This is a genomic window from Paenarthrobacter sp. YAF11_1, assembly GCF_052113445.1.
Classification (GTDB): Bacteria; Actinomycetota; Actinomycetes; order Actinomycetales; family Micrococcaceae; genus Arthrobacter.
Map to the genome: position 1 here is coordinate 1 of NZ_JBFRDF010000026.1, position 21,728 is coordinate 21,728.

The window sequence follows — 21,728 nt, forward strand, 5'->3', positions numbered from 1 at the left end:
CGGTGGGTCAAGCCGCAGGAGTTCGTGGACCTCCAGCACGAGGCCGAGGAGATCGGTTTCCTTGGTGTGATGTCCGGGCCGTTGGTGCGGTCCTCGTACCGGGCCGGGCGCCTCTGGGCCACCGCGATGCGGAAGAAGGGCTGGGAAATTCCGGCCGCCCTGGCCCACATCGAATCCTCCGGCACCACCCGCCAGGAAGCCTCCACCATCCTCGCCGCCCACGGCTAAGCCGGGCATCGACGGCATCCAGCTCTACACCCGGAATCGTCCATGCCCGACGGCGGTCAGTCACCTCTCAGAGGTGACTGGCCGCCGTCGGGGGTTAAGTCATCAAACCGAAAGCTTCGAACGCCAGCGCAGTTTTTGCTCAAGACGGGCACAATGTTCGCGCAGGATGCTCGATGAGGTGTGATGTGGCGGCCGCGGAAGTCGTTGCCGGCCCGCCAGGAAGTGTCCACGTCGCTGAGTACCCGCCGCCCCGCCCTGACTGCATTTACCGGCGCCCAACCAAGTAGTCCGCGGCAAGAACCTGAGTACTTGCATCCGCGATGAGCGTATTTCTGACCCCTTGTTCGGGCCTAAAAGAGGCGTACACCCAAGGGTAGTCACGGAAGCCTGGCACACAGAAACATGGGGTCATCGCTTCAGCCGACAACAACGTTCGGATTCTGGGGGTTGCGATGCGACTCCCCGGGACAGAGAAAAACCAAGGAGTCTTATCATGCGCAAGCTTTCCAAGAAGAGCCGGATCACCGCCGCCGTCGCTGGCGTGGCATTGGTAGCTGTGGGCGGCGGGGCCGCATACGCCTACTGGACCACCACGGGTTCGGGCAACGGCTCGGCCACCAACGCCGCCGGTGGCGGAACGGTGACGCTCCACGCCACGTTCGCCGCTGGCCTCGCACCAGGCAACCAGGTCAATGTGGCCTACTCGGCCGATAACTCCACCTCCTCCAGCACGGTTGTTGGCGCCCTCTCCGCAAACGTGACCACCAACGTGGCTGGTTGCCTTCCCGCCTGGTTCGAGGTCACCGCCGTGACCAGCAACAGCCCTGTGGCGGCCGGAGCCGCCGGCACATCTGTGGGCAGCGGTGTCCTGAAGTTCAATGACAGCACCACCGAGAACCAGGACGCCTGCAAGTCGGCAATCGTGACGGTCAACGTTTCCAGCCTGTAGCACCGGCCTGCCGGGGATCATCCTGCGAGTGGTGATCCCCGGCTGACCCTTCTGCCCTGCACTGAACACGTCCGAAAAGAGCTTCCATGGACCCCCGGCCAGAGCGCACTGCGCCATTGCACCGAGTCACAATGCGACTACGCACGTTGCTCCTGGCGCTGCTAGTGGCTTTGGTGCCTCTGGGGGCACTTGCCGCAAGTGGGGCACAGGGCGGTCAAGCCAAGGCCATCAAAGGAATCACCGTGACCTTGTCACCCTCCAGTCGAACGGTCGATCAGGGGCAATCCGCCACGTACACCTTGTCCGCGGCATCAACGGGAGGTTTCACGGGACCGGTGACGTTCGCCGTCACGGGTCTGCCGTCAGGAGCGGCAGCCGCATGGTCGCCGTCGTCGGTGGTGTTGACGTCCGGAGGCGCCGCTCAGGTGGCGTTGACCGTCACCACAGCCCCCGGTACCCCGGCTGGAAAGTCGGACTTCACCGTAAAGGGAACGGCCGGAACTCTCCAGGCCTCGGCGCAGGCGCAGTTGCATGTCCTGGAGGTGAAGCGGACCTTCGACGTCAGCGGTACTGTCAGCGGGCTGCTGGCCCCGGGAGTGTCGCGATCCGTGGACCTGCTGATCTCCAACCCCAACAACAAGGGGATCGCGGTGAACAATCTGACTGTTGCCATCAGCCAGGTAGTGAGGACTCCCGCTGCAGTGGCGGCAAACCTGCCGTGCACCACGGCCGATTACGCACTCGCCCAGTACTCCGGAACGTATCCGCTGACCGTGGCACCGGGGAGTCGCTCCTTCTCATCGCTGGGGGTGCCCGAGTCGAAATGGCCCCACATCACCATGCTGGATACCTCACAGCTCCAGGACGGCTGCAAAGGTGCCACCGTCCGGCTCACCTTCAGCGGCACGGGACAGGCGAACTGACATGAAAACGACAGCCCGCACTTTTCCCACTGGCCGGCTTGCGCGAACTGCTGCGGCCACTGTGGCCCTCTGCATTCTGGGCGGCGCAGGAACCGCCTACGCCTACTGGGCCGCTGCGGGCACTGGCAACGGATCAGCAAGCAATGGCACCATGCAGGCCGTCACGGTGGACGCGCTGGTCCCGGGTGACACGCTGCAGACCAGCCTGGTCCCCGGCGGAACCGCCGATGTCCTCCTTCGCGCTTCGAACCCCAACCCGCACGCCGTAACCGTCTACGGTTTCGCAGCCAACGGGCCCGTGACCGCCGATGCCGGCCACCCCGGGTGCACCACCACGGGAGTCACGTTCACGCCTCCGGCAGCGCCGCTGGCTTCACCGGTGCTGATTCCGGCGAACTCATCCATCCTGCTGACGCTCCCAGGCGCGGCCGGCATGGGCGCGGCGTCGGCCTCCGGCTGCCAAGGCGCCCAATTCACCGTTCCCGTCACGCTGGAGGTACGGAAGTGAACCGGCAACGTCAAAACCGGACCCTGCCCGCCGAGTTGAGCGCGCCTGCTGTGTTCGGCTGGCGGAGCAGGCTCGCGATCATCGTGGCCGGCCTCCTCCTCGTTTCGTGGGGAGGGCCTGCGGCCAGCGCTTTCTGGGGCTCCATCAGCAGCGGGCCTGGCGCAGTCAAGGCCGACTCGGTAGCCCAAGGTGCCCGGCCTTCTACCGCCATTTCCGGCGCCAACGTGACCGTTTCGTGGACGGCAAGCACGACGGCGGCAGGACGGTCCGTGACCGGCTACAGTATTGCCCGCTACAGTTCCGCGACCGGCGGGACGAAGGCTGCGGCGACAGGTGGATGCGCGGGAACGGTTGCCGGACTGGTTTGCGTTGAGGCCGCAGTGCCCGCGGGAACCTGGTACTACACCGTGACGCCCACCCTTTCCTTGTGGCAAGGAACGGAGAGCCTGCGCAGCACTGCCACCACACCCGTCACCGACACCACCGCGCCCTTGGCTCCGGTAATAACTGTGCCGACTTACATCAACCAGACCACCGTCGGCAGCGTTCCCATCAGTGGAACGGCGGAGGCCAACTCCTCGGTGACCCTCACGGTGTCCGGTGCGGGTGCAGCGCCGGTGACGCAGACTCTCACCACACTTGCCAGCGGCGTGTGGAACGCCGCCCCGCTCGACCTCGCTGCTTTCACTGACGGAACCATCTCCTATTCGGCCCGCGCAAGCGATGCGGCCGGAAACACCGGACCCGCCGGGACAGCAACATCAACCAAGGACGTTGTTGCGCCAACAGTCACTGCGGTTCAGCTGAACAACGCCGCAGGAAAAACCCTGGGCGTCGTAGAGCAGGGCGACTCCGTGAAGCTCACCTTCTCAGAGGCCCTGATGGCCAACACCATCTGCAGCGCCTGGACCAGCAACACCACGACGCAGACCCAGAGTGGAAACGGCAGCAGCCAGGTCTTGGTGAACATCAGCGCAGGCGACGTGCTGACCGTGTCCCAGGCGGGTTGCCCGTCACTGAGGGTCGGCAGTGTGGCACTCGGTGGGAATTACACCGGCACGGCCCTCACCTTCGCAGGGAACAACACCAGCGGCTCCGTCCTGACGTGGAACCCCGGCGACAAGACACTCACCATCACCTTGGGAGCGGGAGGCCCCGGAGCACTCACTGTGGCTGCTGCGCCGACGCCACTTCCGGGCTTCACCCCGGCAGCCGGAGTGACTGATATTGCAGGCAACCCGCTCTCCACGACCCAAGTCACCAGCCTCACAGCATCCCGCTTCTGACCCCGGAGTTTTCGTACAGATAATGCCCTGAAGACGCGTGATGAGGGGCACTATCTGTACAAAAACTCCACGTGGTGTGGGGTGCGGAGCGTAACCTTGAAGCGGACGCCAGCGCCGTCGTCGTACGTTTGATCCTGCGACGAAAGGCGAGCCGCCCCCTTGAAAGCTGTAGCGGAAATGTTCACGATGGGTCCTGGAAACAAGGACCACCATCCCGCCCTCCGCTGCGCTGTAGGTGTGTTCGTACCACTGATCACGCTGACGCTGATCGGGCGCCTGGACCTGGCAGTGTTTGCCTCGTTCGGAGCTTTCACCGGAATTTATGGCCGCAACGAGCCCCATAGCATTCGCTTCCGCAGTCAGTTGCGCGCCGGCGGCTTCATGCTTTTCATCATTCTCGTTGCGACTCTCATGGCCCGCTTTGCGCAGAGCTCGGGGCTGGAAGGTGCCGCTTATTCGTGGCTTCTGACCGCCGCGACCACCGTAGTGGCCGGTGTCTGCTCCGTGGTGGTGGCTGCCTGGAGGCTCCGTCCGGGCGGTTCGCTCTTTCACATCTTTGCGTTTGCCGCCATCGCGTCCATCGCCGCACAACCGCCTCTGTGGGAGGCGATGCTGGTATCGGTTCTGACCACTGTTTTCTGCCTGCTGATCGGCATGTCGTCCCGCGTGGTCAAGAGCCACAGGACACCGTGGAAACGGCCGCCTCCCATCCGTCACACCGAGGCCGAGCGCCGGGCGATCTGGCTGGAAGGCGGCGGTTACCTGATTGCTGCGGGCCTTGCGGGGACCATTGCGACACTGGTGGGGGAGCGGCTCGGGTTCGGGCACACCTACTGGGCGATGGTTGCGGCCGTGGTTCCGCTGGTGGGCCACTCGACGCGTCACCGGGTGAGCCGCGGCATCCAAAGGATCGCCGGAACGGTCATTGGACTGGTGCTGCTGGCCGGGATCCTGTGGCTCAACCCCGCGCCCTGGGCCATGGTCCTGGTGATTGCCGCGTGCCAGTTCGGCGCGGAGATGTTCATCGCCCGGCAGTACTTGGTGGCACAGGTCTTCGTGACGCCGCTGGCATTGATTGCCACGCTGTTGGCGGCGCCGGTAGATCCTGGGTTGCTCCTGCGGGACCGCATCATCGAGACCGTCATTGGTGCCGCCGTCGGTGTCGCAGTAGTGGTGGGTCCGGCGGTCTGGCGTCGGGTGCGCGGGCGCCTGTCCAGGGCCTGAGCGGGCGGACGCCAGCGGTCCTTGACGTTATGACCTAGTATCGATTGCTTAGACAAGCTAGATACATGTCTAACGAAGGACTGGTGATGAGCGACAAAAGTGAGCGTCAGGGCTACTGGTATGGGCTGGAGAGCCGCAAGCAAATGGGTGCAGTAGACGTCCTGAATGCACTCAGGGACTATCGCTCGGCCGAAGCCGACATGCGCCGCCGCACGCGTGCCTCCATGGGGATGGGCGAAACCGACCTCGTAGCCTTGCGCTACCTTCTTGAAGCCGAGCGGGCCGGCCGCGATGTGGGACCCAAGGAGTTGGCGGTCCGCCTCGGTGTCACGTCGGCGTCCATGACCTCCCTGGTAGACCGCTTGGTGAGGTCGGGCTACGTGAGCCGCGAACCGCATCCTACTGATCGGCGGGCCCTCATTCTGCGACCCACCCCTGGCTCCGACCAGGAGGTTCGCAGCACCCTGGGGGACATGCATTCGCGGATGATGGAGGCCGCTGAGACCCTGAGTGCAGACGACTCCGCCGTGGTGGTGGAGTTCCTTCGGCGCATGCGCAGGGCCGTCGACAGTGTCGCAACTCCCTGAGGCCTCGGCTGGACATAATTGATAAGTACACATATAACTAGATAGCCAAGCTACTTACTAGTGAATGTGTGGGAAGACGATGACAGTCGCGCTGCGTGAACCAAGTTCCACACCAGTGGCTGAGAATGACGTGCACGTTGACACGGACCAGGTAATTCCCGTGGGGCCCGTGCACTGCGGGTCGCACATGGCCATCTCTGCCGGACCAGCCTATGACGCCATGAAGTGGGTCTCGGTAGAACCTATCTGGCCGGAGTGGGCCTGCGGGTGCGGCTTCCGCATGGACATCGACGCCATTGACCCCGTGAGCGGTGTCTGGATCGCCGCTCTTCGCCGCCAGAGCCTCCAGCATGAACTCGCTATCTCCCAGAACACTCTTGCCTTGGCCTTCAGGAAGGCCGTTGACGCCGGAGTCAACCCCCAGGCGCTTGCGGAGGTGGCCGGCGTACCGGCCGCCGAGATCGAAACACTCCTGGCGTGACCACGCTTGACGTTTCGGCCGTCCGCGCTGATCGCGGGGCCGGGTGTTCAAGCATGGCCCAGCCAGGGGCGGTGCTGTCGATTGCAGCGCAGCCCGGTGCAGTAGTCCTCGGCGGACGGTACCGTCTCGGCGGGCGGCTGGGAGGCGGCTCGGAAGCCTACGTCAATGAAGCCCTCGACCTCCACACAGGAAAACACGTGGCGATTAAGATCTTCCGGGGAACGGAGCCTGCCACAACAGACCCCGTCAAAGACTCGCCCTTCCGGCGCGAGGTGGACATCCACAGCCGGCTCCGTCACCAGAACATCGTCGCGGTGCTCGGTTCGGGCACGACGGCGGACGAGGACTCCCAGCGACGCCGCAACTTTCTGGTGATGGACCTGATGGACGGCAGCGACCTCCGGTCAATCCTCCACGAACAGCCGGCCTCTCCGGAGCAGACGGTGGTGTGGATGAGCGGCATCGCGAAGGCGCTCACGCATCTTCATCGCCGGAGGATCGTCCACAACGACATCAAACCCGGAAATATCCTGGTGGACTTCCACGCGGACCCCGAAGGCCCCGGGATCGCAAAGTTGACCGACTTTGGGATAGCCATCGACGGGCGTCATTCGGCGCCCAAGTCGTCGTCGGGAACGCCGCACTACCTGAGTCCCGAAGAGGTGCGCGGCGGTACGTCCACGTCGGCCAGCGATATCTATTCGCTGGGCTTGGTGGCCCTTGAATGCCTGACCGGAACCAAAGCGTTCCCAGGCCCTCCCCTCGAGTCAATGGTGGCAAGGACTCTGGGGGAACCCCGAATTCCCGGCACGGTTCGGCGGCGCTGGTCCATGGTGCTCCATGCCATGACAGACCCCGATCCTGCCGGCAGGCCGTCTGCCAGCCAAGTCGTCGGCATGCTCCGACGGCTCAGCTGGTAGCCAACAATCAGGTCGATAGCGGCATGCGTCCTTATGCCGAACTGGGTCCTACTTATGAAAGAGAGATGAAAAATGGGAATCATTGGTTGGATCGTTTTGGGTTTGATTGCTGGAGCCATCGCCAAGGCCATTAAGCCTGGCAAGCAGGGCGGTGGCTGGATCGCTACGCTGCTGCTCGGCATCGTTGGCGCCGTCCTGGGTGGATGGATCGGCAGCGCGCTCTTCAACGTGGGTATCAACGAGTTCTGGTCGCTGTCCACATGGCTGCTCGCCATTGGCGGCGCACTGCTGGTCCTCATCGTCTGGGGACTGCTCACCCGCAAGAAGGCCTAAGGCCCGAATCGCCTGTCATGCAAAAGAGGCCCCGACGCTGCTGCGTCGGGGCCTCTTCGCTGTCACGGCAGGAGGTCAGCGGTGGATCGGGTCAGGTGGCTGAATAATCCAGAGCCAGATCGATGAGGAGGCGCGCGCCGAACCCCGTGGCACCCTTGCTTCGCCAGGCGTCGTCCTTGTCTGACTGCATGGTGCCTGCAATGTCGATGTGCGCCCAAGGAGTTTCACCCACGAACTCGGCCAGGAACAGGGCAGCAGTGGTGGAACCGGCGTAGGGTCCGCCAAGGTTGGAGATGTCCGCGACGTCGGAATCCAGCTGCGGGCGGTAGGCCCGTTCCAGTGGAAGCTGCCATAGTTGTTCGTCTGCGCGCCCGCCCGATTCCAGCACCAAATCCACCAAGCGCTGATCGTTTCCGAACACCGGGGCGGTGAGCTGTCCCAACGACATCAGGGCTGCCCCGGTCAGGGTGGCGATGTCCACGATCCCGTCCACGCCATCCTCTACCGCGAGCGTCAGGGCATCGCACATCACCAGGCGACCTTCGGCGTCGGTATTCTTCACCTCGATGGTGAGTCCGCTGCGCGTAGTGAGCACGTCCCCCAACTTGTAGGCCGAGCCGGAGGGCATGTTGTCCGTGCACATCAGGAACCCGGTGACGGCGGTTGTGCAGCTGAGATCGCGCAAGGCCGTGAAGACCGCAAGGACCGCCGCCGCGCCGCCCATGTCCATTTTCATGAGCAAATGCATGGGGTCGCTGGGTTTGAGGCTGACGCCGCCGGAGTCATACATGATGCCCTTGCCCACCAGGCCGAGGTGGCCTGTGGCGTCCCCGTCCGGCCGGTAGCTGAGCTTGATCATCCGGGGTTCCTGGGCACTGCCGGCGTTGACGCCCAGAAGGCCACCGCAGCGGAGGTCGATCAGCTGTTGTTTATCGAACTCCTCAACCCCAAAACCGAACCGCTCCCCGAGCTCTTTCGCCGCCGAGCCCAATCCAACGGCAGTGAGGTGGCTTGGCGGAGCGTTGCACAGGTCCCGGGCAATGGTGGTGGCCCGCACTTTCACACGGCCCGTAGCCAGGCCTCGTGAAGCGGCCTCGGTGTCTATCCCGGGAGCCAGGAACTGTACCTCGGCAAGGGCGGTTCCTTTGCCCCTGCTCTTGAGGGTGTCGTAGCTGTACCGGGCCAACAGCACGCCTTCGGCCAGCACCTGGCCCAGCCGACCGGCGTCGAGCCCTGCCGTCCCGGTTGCATCAAAACCGTCAGGCAGTTCAAAACCGATCCGGGAGTGCTTCTGCGTGGCCCGGGCCAAGGCCGCAGCCGCCTTGCGCCAGCCGTCCGCGTCCAAGGAGCCGGGCTTTCCACCGCCAATGGCAACCACCAGGGTTCCCGAGGCGTTGGCCAGCTGCAGGGTTGTCCCGGGTTTGCCCTCAAACCCCGCGCTCTCCAACGTCTCCCGGTGCAGGCCAATGGACTCCGGAACGTCCCCCTCTGACGGGACCAGCACACCGATTGCATCCAGTGTGCCGAAGCCGTCCACGAAGTGCAGCTCCGGTTCGGTGGCGTCCAAGGAAGGGAGAGCTGAGAAATCTTCCGGGATCAGTTTGTAGGGTTCGTGGTTCACCGTTTCGCCCGTTCTTTTGTGGTTGGTTCTGCGTGGTCCGGCAGGAGGCCCGGCTCCGGGATGGCGTCGGGATCGTCCGGTTCCAGCTGTTCGGGCAGGTCGCCTTTCATCCGGCCGGGCATACGGCCTGCCGGAACGATCGCCAGCAGGGCAAGCCCGGACAATCCCAGCAGGGAGATCTGCAGGGCGCGAAGCCTGGCTTCCTCGTTGACCTCCGTCGCGGCTGCCAGTTCCGTGGGGCTGCTCACCCGGTCGCCGATCACTGCCTCCACCTGCGCATTGGTCATGAAATCGGCCTCGTTGACGTTGACTTTGTAGATCAACTCCTGGGAGACGTCCGGATGTGCGGCGGCGCCGCTGGCAATCAGCGAGGACAGCATTCCGACGGCGAACGCGCTCGCCACCGCGATGCCCACACTGCCGGAGAGGTTATGGACCAGTCCACGCCAGGCTCCGACGTCGCCGGCCAACTCACGCGGAACAGCGCTGAGCAGCGTATTGAACACCAAAGCGACGATCGCGCCTTGGCCCAGTCCCAGGAGGATCAGGCCCAGCACGACGAACAGTTGGCCCCAGTCGTTGCGGATGGTGAAAGCGAGAAGGATCAGGGCGCCGGCCACCACGACAAAGCCGCCTTGCGCGATGGCCCGGGGCGGGAACTTGTCGTACAAGAACGCCACGAAAGTACTCGCAAGGAAGATGGACAACGTGTACGGGATGATCGAGAACGACGTCTCAATGCTGGAGCGGCCCTGCACGATCTGCATGTAGAGCGGAATCAGGAAGTTTGCGGCGGTCCCCACGAAGAGCATGATGGCCATGCACGCGGTCACTGCGAGTTCGGAACTGGACGCCAGCACCCTGAGATCGAAAATGCGGGGCAGTTTGGCATCCTGGCGCTTCCGGATCCACATGAAGAACACCTGTCCCGCGATGGCTCCGAGGAGTATCAGGAGCGGCGCAGGGGAGAGTCCAAGGATGTCGAATGGAGCTTGGCTGGTTGCGAACCAGGTACCCCAGGCGGACAGGCCGCTGAAACCGAAGCTCAGCAGGATGACGGCCACCGCGGCGATGATCGAACCGGTCCAGTCGATCTTCAGCTGGGGTTGTGCCGGGACGGTTTTGAGCTTGAAACTCAGCAGCAGGTTGATGGCACCGAGGACCACCATGAGGCCGAACGAGTAGCGCCAACCAATGGTGGTGGCGAACCAGCCGGCGATGAGCAAGGCCAGAACACCCGCTGCCGGAATGGCGGCAGCCAGGAGCCCGATGGCCTTGGCTTGCTGCTGGTCCTTGTAATTGGTGGCGATAAAGACCGTGAGTGCCGGTGCGATCAAGGCAATGACAGCGCCGGATGAAGCCTGGGCAATGAAGAGCATTGCCGGGCTGAGGCTCAGTGCCACCCCGGCCATGGCGGCGGCGTGAATGGCAACGGCGATCTGGAACACCTTGCGTGTCCCGAACCGGGCGCCCAGCTTCGCTCCCAAGAGGATGAAGGCCGCCATCGAAAACGTCCCGGCAGTAATGGCAGTGCCCACGGAAGTCGCTGCAGTGTCCAGGTCGGTAGTGATGCCCTGCATGGAAACCGTCAAGGCGTTGACGGCGAACGATGCCTGGATTTGGGTGAGGACCACCACGATCAACGGCAGCCATGATGCCGCCCTGACAGATGGTGGAGTTTCAGTGATGGTGTGGTCGCTGGCCATGTCTTGCTCCTGGTGTGCTCTGCCCCTTCACGCGGAAGGGGCGTTGTGAATACCTCACTACGGGGTTGGCGGAACGGTGTGCGGGTTTGCCTTGGCGTCGATCTCCGATCACTGGGTGCTGGTTCTGGAGTCCTGGTCCTGAAGAGCGGGCTACGTCTGCAGCGGCCAGAACACGGGTACCAGCAGGATGGCCACTGCCGCGTACAGTGCCATGATGGCCAGCCCGAACTTCCAGTAGTCGCCAAACCTGTAGCCCGCCGGCTGCATGATCATCATGTTGGCCGGCGTTGCCACGGGCGTCAGCAAGGCGGCGGAGGAAGCCACGGACACGCACATCAGCACGGCGTAGGGGTTGATGGACGACTCCTGGGCCACGGAAAGAGCGATGGGGATGATGATCAGGGCTGTGGCCGTATTGCTGATCAGCTGACCCAGGACGGCAGTCACCACAAAGAGCCCCAGGAGCAACAACAGGGGACCGCCATTACCTACCACTGCCACCATTCCCTCGGCGAGGATCTCGGCGGTGCCAGTGGAAGTGATGGCCGTGGACAGCGGAATCATGCCGGCCACCAGGATGAGGGTGGTCCAGGCCATGGATCTGTGGGCTTGCTGAACGGTGACAACGCGAAGCACCACCATGGCCAAAGCCGCCAGCATTGCCGCGACAGGTGCAGGGACGAGGTTGGTGGCCAGCAGAACCACCATGGCACCCAGGATGATCAGCGCCGGCGTGGCCCGCGGCCCCAACGGGATTGTTTGACGGCGGATGGTGTCCGGAGAGTCCACCAGCAACACATTGTGATCCACCGTGTGTTGATCGAGCGCCGACCAGGAACCTTGGAGCAGCAGCCTGTCTCCCGCAGTGATCAGCGTGCGCCCCGACGATTCCGGCTCACCCGGATGGTGATGGGCCAACACCACCAGGTCTCCGCTGTCCGTGACCATCCCGGGATAGGCCTCCGTGCCGACGAGGTTCGACCGCGGCGCCACCACTACCTCGGCCACGCCGTAGGTACTGCTGATGAGGCCGCACGTGGCGTCGTCGTCCTGTTCGAGGCCGTGCCGGGCTGCGAGGGCGTCGATTGTCTGTTGCCCGCCGCGTACCACGATCTCATCGCCACCTTCAAAGAGGGCGCCGCCTGACGGTTTTCCGTCCGGCCGCTGCACGCTGATGAGGTGGAGGTGGCCGCCGTCGTGCCCGTCCTGAAGACACGCAACCGGCTGCCCGACCAATGCTGATCCTGCCGGAATGCTGAGCCGGCTCAGCCCCTCGCCGCCGAGGTAGTGGTTCATGAGGGTCTCGCTGTGGGAACCCAGGTCCTTGGGGAGGGCATCAGGCGTTCGGGTCGGCAGAAGCCGTGGTCCCAGCCACAGGGTCAAACCGATGGTTCCCAGCAGCAAGGGAAGCCCCACCAGTCCGAACTCAAAGAACCCGATTCCCTTTCCCGTGGTGTCCAGCGCCGCGTTGAGGATCAGGATGTTGACCGGCGAACCGGTAAGAATCAGCAAGGACCCGGCGTGGGCCGCGAAGGCCATGGGCATCAGGAGTTCCGAAGGCCTGCGACCCAGCCGGACTGCGAGGACAACCACCATGGGCAACAAGGCGGCAACTGCTCCATTGACACTGATGAGGGCCGTCAGCAAGGCCGTCAACACCATCATCAACACCATCAACCGGGTGCGGCTCGTTCCCGAGAACCTGATCAGCAAGCTTCCCAGCCATGTGGTGACACCCGCGGCATCGATCGCCTCCGCCACCACGAACAGCGCAGCGATCAACACCACGGTTCCGCTCCCGAAACCGGCGAACGTATCGTCCAATCCCACAATGCCGGTGCCGTAGAGGGCCAAGGCTGCTCCGAGAGCCACAACCTCAACCGGCAGGCGGTTCCACACGAACGCAGCAATCACCACGACGAGCACCAGCAGCGTGACGACGACGTCTGTCATGGATGCCTTGGATAACCTGTGGGGTCTTTGGCCAGCATTCTTTCAGACTAGATCCGGGTCATAGCCGCAGGGTCACCCCAATCGGGTGAGTGATGGGCGTTCGCCGAGGTCACGGCCTACGGCAGGTGCCCAAACCTGTAGGCCGCGGACACCGCATCATGACGAGTCCCTGCGCCGAGCTTGGAATAGATGATCCGCAGGTGGGTTTTCACCGTATTCACGGACAAATGAAGCTCTGACGCCATCTGTTCCTGCGACAAGTGTGAGGGAAGCAGGGTGAGGACCTCCCGCTCGCGGGGCGTCAACAAAGGCGCCAGCCGGGAATCGGCGGGAGGCCTCAAAGCCAGCAACCGCTTGGCGAGTTCCCTGTGGGGCCCATGCGAACCTGCCCGTTCCACCAACAGGTCCATGACCTCCTGGGGAGCTATGGCCAAAGGCCTGGTAACCCCTATATCGTCGGCCCTGCCCAGCGCATCTTCCAGGAGTTTGCCGGCCAGTGTCCGCCGCCCCGTGCGGATGGCAATGGAGCACTCAAGGACGTTCACGTGAAGCCACGTCCATTCCAGCAGGGGCGCAGCGACGCCCGCGTGCAGTGGCCGGAGACGTTCGGTTGCGGCGTCGAAGCGACTGATCCCGGCGGGGCCTTGCGCTCGCAGCAAGCACAATTCGCCCGTCCCGGGGATGATCTCCTCGGCCCACTCCAGGACTTCGCGGGCACGCTCTGCATGACCCAAGGACAGGGCCGCGGTATGTTCCATCACCGCGACGAAGGCAGCCATGGGCTGGGCGAAGAGGTGGTCCTGGCCGATCCTCAGCCTGGCTTGCCGCATGCCATCCAGGGAGTGCCGCCTATCCCCTGAATCCAGGTGGGCGCACGCAGTGACCAGTTCCACTGTGGCGCGCATTGCGGCTCCCACTCCTTTGGAAGAGGACCCCAGCTGTCCCAGTTCCGCACTTGCCGACGCTGCGAATTTAAGGGCCGCTGCAGGTTCGGCGCCGAGCAGGGCGGCCGTGGCATGCATCAGGGCGCCCACAGATCGGCCGGCTCCCGCCGTCCAGGCATAGGCCGGAAGCTTCTCTTCTGCCTGCCGAAGATATTCACCGGCGCGGCGGAGGTGGCCTTGCATGGAGGAGATGCCGGCAAGCTTGAGGTACACCTTTCCGGCAAGGTAGCAGTTACCCGCTTCGACGGCTTCGAGCAGTGCCTCCTGGGCCTCGTTTTCGGCGGCCCCGTAGTGTTGCTCGACCACGGCCGAGGTGATCGAAACCATCCTTGCTTCGATCCGGATGTCGCTCTGCCGTGACAAGGGAAGGGCTGCAAATCCGGCGGTGGCTTTGGGGTCCTGGTTCTCYCAGTCTCCGCTGAACCAGGAAAGGCGGGCTTCTGCCAAGGCGCGGAGTTCTGAGAGGTCGGACGGTGCGTTTTCTGTCCACAACCGATTCGCGGCGGCCAGATAACGGGCAGCGGTGGTGGGCTGACGGCTTTCCACATGGGCCAATGCCGCAACCAGGCAGAGCTTGGGACTCGCCGCCAGGACGGAATCCGGCAGCTCTGCAATGGCCCTCCGAACCCGCGTGACGCCGCCTGATCCCAGGAGGGTTGCTCCATGCCGTTCGAGGATTGTGCCGATCAACTGGCTGTCAGCGGAGTCCATGGCGTGGCGGAGGGCGGCTTCGGGTTCGCCGGCCCGCTCATGCCACTTCGCGGCGATCCGGTGGAGACAGAGCAACTCGTCCGGCTCCTTCCGGGCAAGTTCCGCCCGGAAGTAGCCCCTGATCAGAGGCCGGACCAGGAAGACCTTCCGTCCGCTCCCTGCAGATTCCACCAGATCGTGGCGGTCCGCCAGCACGGCAAGGCCATTTCCGGCGTTCCGGTGGCCCGCGAGGGCGTTGGCCTGCGCGGCCACCAGGACACGGCACACGCTGGTACTGGCGAGCACATGCCGCTCGTCCAGGGTGAGCGTGCGGAGAATTTCATGGTCCAGATACTCTGCGAGTGGGCGGTTGTTGGCTGCAATGTCGCCCACGGACGCTTCAATGTCCGCGGCTTGGCGCAGCGAACGCAATGCAAGCACCACACAAGCTGGCCAGCCCCCGGTTTGTCGGAACAGCTCGCCCAGTTGATGTGTCCCGAGCAGCGTGATGGTCTTGGCCGCGAAGGAGTTGATCTCGTCCAGGGAGAAAGCGAGATCGCGTGAATGCAGTTCCAGGATCCGCCCGCTGAGCCGGGCGCGTCCAGGGTCAACGGCAGTGCTTTCCCTGGTGGCCAGGACAAGTTGGAGGGGCAGATTCACGTGGTTCAACAGCGCCGGAATCCAATGATCGCGGTCTTCTGCCGGGAAGCCCTCCACGCCGTCGATGACCAGACGGATGGTGCCTTCAACGGTGGTCAACTGCTCTGCCAAGTGATTCAGGACGTCGTGGGCATTCGTCTCGGATCCCGAAAATTGGCCCAGGGCACCGTCCGGTATGGCAGGGCATTGCCGGAGCGCGTGAAGGACTGCGGGCCACAAGGCCGGCTTGTCCTGTTGCTCCGGGCTCACCCACGCGACGTTGTACGTCCGGCCGGCAAGCCATTGGCTGAGGACCACCGATTTGCCGAACCCGGCGGGGGCGCAGAGGAGGACGGTGTCAGGTGTGGCATCGAGTTTTGCCACAAGCCGGGGCCGAGCCAGCAAGTCCAAGGGCGGCTTGGAAACCGCCATTGGATGGGGGCTTAAGAGGTCCGGGCGGGTACCACTCAGGTCGTCCACTCCTTCAGTGTAGGGCTGGGACTTCGAGGATTCACCCAGTACGGGCGATCCGCGCGGCGGCCCCTGGACGTAAGGATTGTGTTGTCCGCCGTGAGACGCTTGGGCGAAGCCCGGAAAGGGGTTTCACCGTGCAGGCTTTCAAGGACATCATGAGCGCTGCGGATTCCGGCTGGGTCTACCCGCTGGGGGCCATGTTCGTGGCGTTGTCGGCAGTCTTTCCACCCATTCCCACCACGTCCTTGTTTGTGGCTTTGGGAGCCTTGTCCGCCACCGACAACCTTCCCAACGGATACCTCTTGGTGGCCGCGATGCTGGCCGGAGCGGTTGCCGGAGACCTGGGCGCGTATGAATTGGTCCGGCGAAGGAACATGGCCAACTGGAAGATTCTCCAGGGCCCCCGGACGCAGAAGGCCCTGCATGCCTCGCGCGAGCGTCTATCCAAGCACTCCGCCTCGTGGGTCCTGACGTCGCGGTTTGTCCCGCTCGGACGGCTGACCATGAACGTCGCCAGCGCCATCACCCCGGTCCCGCGTGGCAGGTTTGTCCTCTACTCCGTCGCAGCCGGCATCCTGTGGTCCGCGTACTCGGTGGGCATTGGGGCCCTGTCCGGGCTTTTGCCGGGGCTTTCCACGGAATTCGCTGTGGTGATCGCCATTGCCTTCTCACTGCTGTTGGGCAGGGGAATCAGCGCCGCCGTGACGTGGTATTTGCAGCTGGACGACTGACTTAACCCTGGCGTGCTATTGCAACGACGACGTCAGCCTGGCCAGATTGTCCAGTGCCACCTGACCCACCGGCCGCCGCAACCAGTCCTCCAACAACAGCTCCGTGCTCGCCGCGCGGTAGCTGTCCTCGACGGCCCGCATCCGGTCCACGATGGACCGGCCATGGACCAGCACCGAGACTTCCATGTTGAGGCTGAACGAGCGGACATCCATATTGCTTGACCCAATAACGGCGACGTCGTGGTCAATGGTGAAGTGCTTGGCATGCAGGACCTGTGGAGCCCGGTAAAGGTAAATGCGGACACCGGCGCGCAGCAGGACTTCATAGTAGGAACGCTGGGCGTGGTAGACCATGGCTTGGTCGCCCACTTCCGAAACAAAGAGCTCAACGCTCAAGCCCCGTGACGCTGCGGTGATGATGGCCAATTGGATGGCTTCGTCAGGAACAAAGTAGGGGCTGGTGATGCTGACGCGGTGCTCCGCCTTGTAAATGAGCGTGGTGTAGAGCTTGAGGTTGTTGTCGTTGTCGAAGCTGGGACCGCTGGGCAGGACCTGGGCGTCAATCAGCTCCGGCTCCGACCCCAGGATCACCGGTGAAGTGTCCAACGGCAGCAGGGTCTCGGACTCGCTGTACCAGTCAGTGACGAAGACGGCGTTGAGTTCCCGCACCGCAGGCCCCTCCAAACGCACCATCAGCTCATGCCATTGGAGGCCGCGTCTGATATTCCGTTTCTTGTTGTAGGAGGCGTCGATCAGGTTTTGGGAGCCCGTGTAGCCTACCCTTCCGTCCACCACCACCAGTTTCCGGTGGTTGCGCAGGTCCGGACGTTGCCATTGGCCTTTGAACGGGCGCAGGGGAAGCATGGCGTGCCACTCGGCGCCCATGCCATCAAAAGCTTGCAGCATGGCCTTGTATTTGGGGTCGCCCACCGCGGCCAGGTGGTCGAAGAGCACCCTGACCGCCACACCGCGTTGGCAGGCCCGGGCCATGGCATCGAAGAACGGAGATGTTGTGGGGTCCAGCGCCAAAATATAGAACTCCACATGGACGTACTCTTCAGCGGTATCCATGTCCGCGATCATGCGGCGGAAGCTTCCGTTGTAGTCCTCCAGCAATTCGGCGCGGTTGCCGCCTACCATGGGCAGCGCGCCGAGCCTGAGGTTAAGTTCGACGGCGGAACGCAGCCAGGCGGGCCAGTCGTCACTGTGGCTGACGGCTGAAAGGCCAGGCGTACGTCCAAGCATCAGTTCGTTGACGGCGCGTTGCTTCTCCCGCCGGGCCTTGGGGAGCTTGCCGCGCCCCACCAGCAGGAACGCCACTGTGCCCAGGTAGGGAATGAAAATGATCGCCAGCACCCAGGCAATGGCCGACGACGGTTTCCGGTTGGCCGAGACCATCACTGCGGCAATTGATCCGAGCACGATGTGGAGCGCCAACAAGATCAAGGCGACGGTATCGGCATCGTGCAGCAGTCCTTGCATGCCGGGCTACTTGGCGTTCTGCTGCGGGATGACCACTTTTTTGATGACCAGCAGGATGGAAGCCGTGGTGGGGCAGGCGATCAGCGCTCCCAGCAGGCCCAGCAGGGTGCCGCCCACCATCGCGCCGATCAGCACCAAGGAACCCGGGATGCTGATCGCTTTACCCACCACCCGCGGCGTCAGGATGTAGGCCTCAACCTGCATGTAGGCCAGCATGACGAGGAAAACAACAATCGCCGTTGAAGGCGACGTGAAAAGCGAAACCACGGTAATGATGGCGGTGCTGATCGCACTGCCCACCAGCGGTATGAGGGTAATGGGGAATGCCAGGACGGCGAGAACGGCCGCATATCTGACTCCAGCCACGGAAAGGAGGATAAAGGTGAAGATTGCATTGAACAGGGCCAGTACCGACATGCCGCTCAGGTATTTACCCACGGAGGCAATGATTGTTTCGGAGATATCCGCGAATGATTCCCTGCGGGATGCCGGCACCAGTGCATAAAGGCTGGACTTCATGGCCTCGTGCCCGGCCACGAAATAGAGGGTGAGGACAACCACGAAGACCACGGCGAAGGTCCCGTTCACCACGTTGTAGCCAACCTGGACCGCTCCGCCGCCAATTGCCAGCCAGACATTGGGATCCGCCGCCGAGGTTTCCAGCCATTCCAGCAATGGAGTCAAGGCTCCGCCCAGTGAACCGTTGACGTCCCGGAACCACTCTTGTTCCCCTACTGCGTCGAAGCTGGATGGCAGCAGCCGGACCAGCGCGGCGCCCTCCTCCACCAGGATGGGGACCACGAAGCGGATCAAAAGGGCCACCACCACCAGGAAGCCGACAGCCACCGCGAGTACGGCCCCGCCACGCGAGAGTTTCCAGCGTTCCAGCCAGCGCACCAACGGATACAGGCCCAAGGAAATGAACAGGGCCGCGAAGATCAACGTCAGCGAATACCGCAACGTGATGACCGCCGAGCCCAAGGCCAAGGCAACCAGAACGCCCAGTGCCGTTATCAGGCCGAATCGGAACGGCCCGCCTTCCAACAGCGGGAATGCCTTCAAACGCGTCATGCGGTCCCTTTCGGCGGTATATGGAGGGCGGTCATCGCCCGAATCAGGCCAAAGCGAGCTCCTTCAGGCGAGCGTACTCCGCCTCGGTAATGTCACCGGCGGCAAGCAGCGCTTTGGCTGATTCGATTTGCTGGGCGGGCGTGGGTGCTCCGACAACCTCCCGGAGGTAATTCTCTGTTTCCTCCACCGATTCACGGACTCTTATTTCGCTGCGAAGGGCCATCCCTTTTCCGCGCATGATGACGTAGATCAAGGCCGAGATAAACGGTGCCACGAACAAGCACAGAATCCACAGGGCTTTTACGCCACCACCCAGGGCTTTGTCGCGGAGGAGATCGGAAATGATCTGGAAGAGGAGGATCAAATAGGCAATGAAGAAGAAAGCGACAATGATGCTCCACAACGATTCCAAAAAGTTCATGGTGCCTTTCCCATCGTTCGTTCGGCCCGGGCGGGACCGTCGTCATCCCGGCAAGGGGACCATTTCCCCGGCGGGACCACAACACCATTCTCGATTCGCCCGCACCCTCCAGCGCCCGCCCGCGCCGGATCGGCAGGGATTGGACAGAAAGATCACCCACTAAGGGTGAGCGCGTTGATGAGACGGGGTGGCTGGGGTGGCCGGGTTGGGCGCCCACTCCGGTCACAAATTCCCCATAACCAGGCCGTTGCAGTGGGCATCCAACGGTCGGTTACGCTGCTCAAAGCCACGCACCACCGTACGTTTTAGGGTCCCAATGACGCACTCTTTTCCAACTCATCCGGCAGCCGACCTCCCACCCAAACCCGTGGTCCCGCGAGGTCCGGAGCAAGCGCCCCATCACCGTTCGGCAGCGGTCGCCATGGGGGCATTCAGCATGGCTTCCGTCGTCGGGGTCTTTGCGCTGTCCCTGCACATGCTCGGGCGTCAGTCACCGCGGATTGGTCCGGTGTACACGGGCTGGCCGGAAGCCGCCGCCGACTCGCCGATGGCGGCCTTGCGCTGGTTCCTGAGCGACATGACCGAGCCTTTGTTCTGGGCATCGGATCTCGCCGCGCTCGGCCTGCTGTCAGGGGCCGCGCTGGCGTGGTGGGCCGGGCGACGGGGGAGGATTTGGGCGGGCTCGCTCACCTACGGGACCGGCCTCTGGCCGTGGGTGCTGGCATCGGCGTCGTTGAGTTTGCTCCTGTCCAACCTGGCGTTCGGGTGGATGCTCGACGACGGGTGGCAGCCTACGTTCGTGCCTTTTGTTTGCGTCGCTCCCGCCATGGTCCTTCTCTACGGGGCAGGCTGGAAGGCCTGCGTCACCGGTGCCATTCTGGGCGCAGTCACCACGACGCCTTTGGCCTTGCTGTTCATTCCTGTCGTATCGACGCCGCTCGGCCTGCCCGTGGTGGTGGCAAACGTCCTCGCGATGTCCGTTGGCTCCGTGCTGGCGTTCATGGTGGCCCGGCGGTTGCCGTGGCTGGCCCTGCAGGAGCCGGGGCGACCGCCAAAACTGTACCGCCCGCCGTCGAGCGTTCACCGCGCTTTCCGCAACGATGCCGAATGGGCTGCGCGCCGCGTCCTCAAGGACTTCACCGAAACCCACTTCTTCGCCAACGAACTCGCCGGGATCGGCGTGATTGTGGCCGTCGCGGCGGCGTTCGTGCTCAACCCGGCGTTGCCGTCGTACGGGACCACCCTGCTGCCCCACATACTGTTCGCCCAGGCGCTGACCTCGGCAATCGGCGTCGTCCTCTGGCAGCGCTGGTACCGCGACGGCGGGTGGGCGGCCACCTACGCGTCCGTGGTGTCCGTGGTTCCTGCCGCAGTCCTGGCCTACGGAGGCTCGTGGTCCGCGATGGTGGGTGGAGCCGTGCTGGGAGCAGTCCTGGCACCGCCCCTTGCCCGCCTGGTTTCCGCTCGACTGCCCGCGGGTTTTCACCCTGTGATCGGCAACACGGCGGCCATGGCAGTTTCGACGGCGGTCGCCTTGCCGTTGCTGGGGCTGCTGCCGCATTAGCTCCTATTGGCCGTCACCGTTAGCCGCCGACGTGATGGATTGTGAAGGCACTCAGGAACCCGACGGCGGCCGTCAGCCCCGTGAGGTTGTGGTGCTCTTCGAAAGCCTCAGGAATCATGGTGTCCGCAAGCATGGCCAGGATTCCGCCGGCGGCGATTGCGGTAATGAACGCAATGACAGTCCCGGGGGCGTTTTCCAGGGCGGTGTAACCGATGAGCGCCGCCAGTCCGCTGAACACGGCAATGCCGGTCCACGTGCCAAAGACGTAGGCGGGGCTGCGCCCGGCCTTCTTCATGCCGGCCGTGCTGGACAAGCCCTCGGGAACATTGGAAATGAAGACGGCGGCCAGCATGGCGGGGCTCACCGCTCCGCCGGCAAGGAGCCCGACGCCGAGCACCACCGATTCGGGAATGCCGTCAATCAGCGCACCCACGGCGATGGCCGTTCCACTTCCGGGGCTGTCCTTTTCGGAGGGCTGGGGTCCGCTGGAACGTTTCCGATGTTTGGCGCCGGCGCGTGCCAGCAGAGCGTTCGAGCCCACAAAGATCAAGGCGCCCAAAAGGAAGCCCAGAACAGTGGGAAGCAGGCCGCCGCCCTCCACCGCTTCGTCCACCAGTTCAAAGGCAAGGGCTGAGATCAGGACACCCGCGCCGAACGCCATCACCGTGGATACGATCTTGGGCGGGACCTTCCACAGCCACGCGATGCCCGCGCCGAGGACCAAGGCTCCGCCTGCCAGCGTTCCCCACAGCAGGGCCTGCAACCACATCGGCATCATTGCGCCCTTTCCTTGGCCTTTCACGTGCCACATGAGTGTTTCATATGGGGTTGGTGGGACTGTGGCGAGTCTTGAGGTTTTCCTGAGGAAGTGTTGCGGGTTTGCAGGATTTGTTCTTGATCCAGCCCCGGCAGAGTAGTTCTTGTCAGCCAGAGAGGCTGGAAGAAACGGCCGGCCGGTCTCACGGTGGCCCACCGAAAGGACACTGATTCCCA

19 protein-coding genes and 1 pseudogene are annotated in these 21,728 nt (G+C 63.7%); 12 read left to right on the top strand and 8 right to left on the bottom strand.

What is annotated here, in order from left to right:
- From AB4Y77_RS22660 to AB4Y77_RS22705, 10 genes and pseudogenes are all read left to right on the top strand, one after another.
- Positions 1-228 (top strand): annotated as a pseudogene (locus AB4Y77_RS22660) (lipoyl synthase); the annotation flags it as partial.
- A 493-nt stretch (positions 229-721) separates the two neighbouring features.
- Positions 722-1,177, top strand: coding sequence for a hypothetical protein (locus tag AB4Y77_RS22665; protein WP_442015421.1), 456 nt, complete (start codon positions 722-724; stop codon positions 1,175-1,177).
- Positions 1,178-1,419: 242 nt separating this feature from the next.
- On the top strand, positions 1,420-2,100 hold the full coding sequence (locus AB4Y77_RS22670) for a COG1470 family protein (protein WP_442015422.1): 681 nt from the start codon (positions 1,420-1,422) through the stop codon (positions 2,098-2,100).
- Between the two features lies 1 nt (position 2,101).
- Positions 2,102-2,608, top strand: coding sequence for a hypothetical protein (locus AB4Y77_RS22675; RefSeq protein ID WP_311215283.1), 507 nt, complete (start codon positions 2,102-2,104; stop codon positions 2,606-2,608).
- Complete coding sequence (locus AB4Y77_RS22680; RefSeq protein ID WP_442015423.1) at positions 2,605-3,894, top strand: hypothetical protein; 1,290 nt, start codon at positions 2,605-2,607, stop codon at positions 3,892-3,894. Before AB4Y77_RS22675 ends, AB4Y77_RS22680 begins: the two co-directional genes overlap by 4 nt.
- A gap of 159 nt (positions 3,895-4,053) precedes the next feature.
- Complete coding sequence (locus AB4Y77_RS22685; protein ID WP_311215285.1) at positions 4,054-5,118, top strand: FUSC family protein; 1,065 nt, start codon at positions 4,054-4,056, stop codon at positions 5,116-5,118.
- Positions 5,119-5,183: 65 nt separating this feature from the next.
- Positions 5,184-5,705 carry a MarR family winged helix-turn-helix transcriptional regulator gene (locus AB4Y77_RS22690; protein ID WP_442015424.1) on the top strand — a complete coding sequence of 174 codons (522 nt, stop codon included), beginning with the start codon at positions 5,184-5,186 and terminating at the stop codon, positions 5,703-5,705.
- Between the two features lie 115 nt (positions 5,706-5,820).
- Positions 5,821-6,186 (top strand): hypothetical protein, encoded by a 366-nt coding sequence (locus AB4Y77_RS22695; RefSeq protein ID WP_311215490.1) that lies wholly within the window; start codon positions 5,821-5,823, stop codon positions 6,184-6,186.
- The gene (locus AB4Y77_RS22700; RefSeq protein WP_442015425.1) at positions 6,183-7,106 is read left to right on the top strand and encodes a serine/threonine-protein kinase; all 924 of its coding nucleotides are present in this window, start codon (positions 6,183-6,185) and stop codon (positions 7,104-7,106) included. The genes AB4Y77_RS22695 and AB4Y77_RS22700 overlap by 4 nt, the downstream gene beginning before the upstream one ends.
- A gap of 72 nt (positions 7,107-7,178) precedes the next feature.
- Positions 7,179-7,439 (top strand): GlsB/YeaQ/YmgE family stress response membrane protein, encoded by a 261-nt coding sequence (locus AB4Y77_RS22705; RefSeq protein WP_311215289.1) that lies wholly within the window; start codon positions 7,179-7,181, stop codon positions 7,437-7,439.
- Positions 7,440-7,530: 91 nt separating this feature from the next.
- Here AB4Y77_RS22705 and AB4Y77_RS22710 read toward each other — a convergent pair whose 3' ends face one another.
- From AB4Y77_RS22710 to AB4Y77_RS22725, 4 genes are all read right to left on the bottom strand, one after another.
- Entirely contained in the window at positions 7,531-9,060 is a 1,530-nt protein-coding gene (locus AB4Y77_RS22710) for a leucyl aminopeptidase family protein (RefSeq protein WP_442015426.1), read from the bottom strand.
- A complete protein-coding gene (locus AB4Y77_RS22715; protein WP_311215291.1) occupies positions 9,057-10,766 on the bottom strand; it encodes an MFS transporter in 1,710 nt (569 codons plus the stop codon). The genes AB4Y77_RS22710 and AB4Y77_RS22715 overlap by 4 nt, the downstream gene beginning before the upstream one ends.
- Before the next feature lie 150 nt (positions 10,767-10,916).
- Positions 10,917-12,719, bottom strand: a complete 1,803-nt coding sequence (locus AB4Y77_RS22720; protein WP_442015427.1) for an SLC13 family permease — start codon at positions 12,717-12,719, stop codon at positions 10,917-10,919.
- Positions 12,720-12,835: 116 nt separating this feature from the next.
- Positions 12,836-15,472, bottom strand: a complete 2,637-nt coding sequence (locus AB4Y77_RS22725) for a LuxR C-terminal-related transcriptional regulator (RefSeq protein ID WP_442015428.1) — start codon at positions 15,470-15,472, stop codon at positions 12,836-12,838.
- 128 nt (positions 15,473-15,600) lie between these two features.
- Between AB4Y77_RS22725 and AB4Y77_RS22730 the strand changes: the two genes are divergently transcribed.
- The gene (locus tag AB4Y77_RS22730; RefSeq protein WP_442015429.1) at positions 15,601-16,197 is read left to right on the top strand and encodes a DedA family protein; all 597 of its coding nucleotides are present in this window, start codon (positions 15,601-15,603) and stop codon (positions 16,195-16,197) included.
- Between the two features lie 15 nt (positions 16,198-16,212).
- Here AB4Y77_RS22730 and cls read toward each other — a convergent pair whose 3' ends face one another.
- From cls to AB4Y77_RS22745, 3 genes are read right to left on the bottom strand one after another with little or no spacing between them, the layout of a single operon-like run.
- On the bottom strand, positions 16,213-17,679 hold the full coding sequence (gene cls / locus AB4Y77_RS22735; protein ID WP_442015430.1) for a cardiolipin synthase: 1,467 nt from the start codon (positions 17,677-17,679) through the stop codon (positions 16,213-16,215).
- A 6-nt stretch (positions 17,680-17,685) separates the two neighbouring features.
- Entirely contained in the window at positions 17,686-18,750 is a 1,065-nt protein-coding gene (locus tag AB4Y77_RS22740) for an AI-2E family transporter (protein WP_442015431.1), read from the bottom strand.
- A 43-nt stretch (positions 18,751-18,793) separates the two neighbouring features.
- A complete protein-coding gene (locus AB4Y77_RS22745; RefSeq protein ID WP_311215297.1) occupies positions 18,794-19,171 on the bottom strand; it encodes an SHOCT domain-containing protein in 378 nt (125 codons plus the stop codon).
- Positions 19,172-19,607: 436 nt separating this feature from the next.
- Between AB4Y77_RS22745 and AB4Y77_RS22750 the strand changes: the two genes are divergently transcribed.
- Positions 19,608-20,735: a hypothetical protein gene (locus tag AB4Y77_RS22750; protein ID WP_442015432.1), complete on the top strand. Its 1,128-nt coding sequence runs from the start codon at positions 19,608-19,610 to the stop codon at positions 20,733-20,735.
- A 19-nt stretch (positions 20,736-20,754) separates the two neighbouring features.
- On the opposite strand, the gene AB4Y77_RS22755 is transcribed toward AB4Y77_RS22750, so the two are convergent.
- The gene (locus tag AB4Y77_RS22755) at positions 20,755-21,510 is read right to left on the bottom strand and encodes a ZIP family metal transporter (RefSeq protein ID WP_442015433.1); all 756 of its coding nucleotides are present in this window, start codon (positions 21,508-21,510) and stop codon (positions 20,755-20,757) included.
- Between the last annotated feature and the right edge of the window lie 218 nt (positions 21,511-21,728).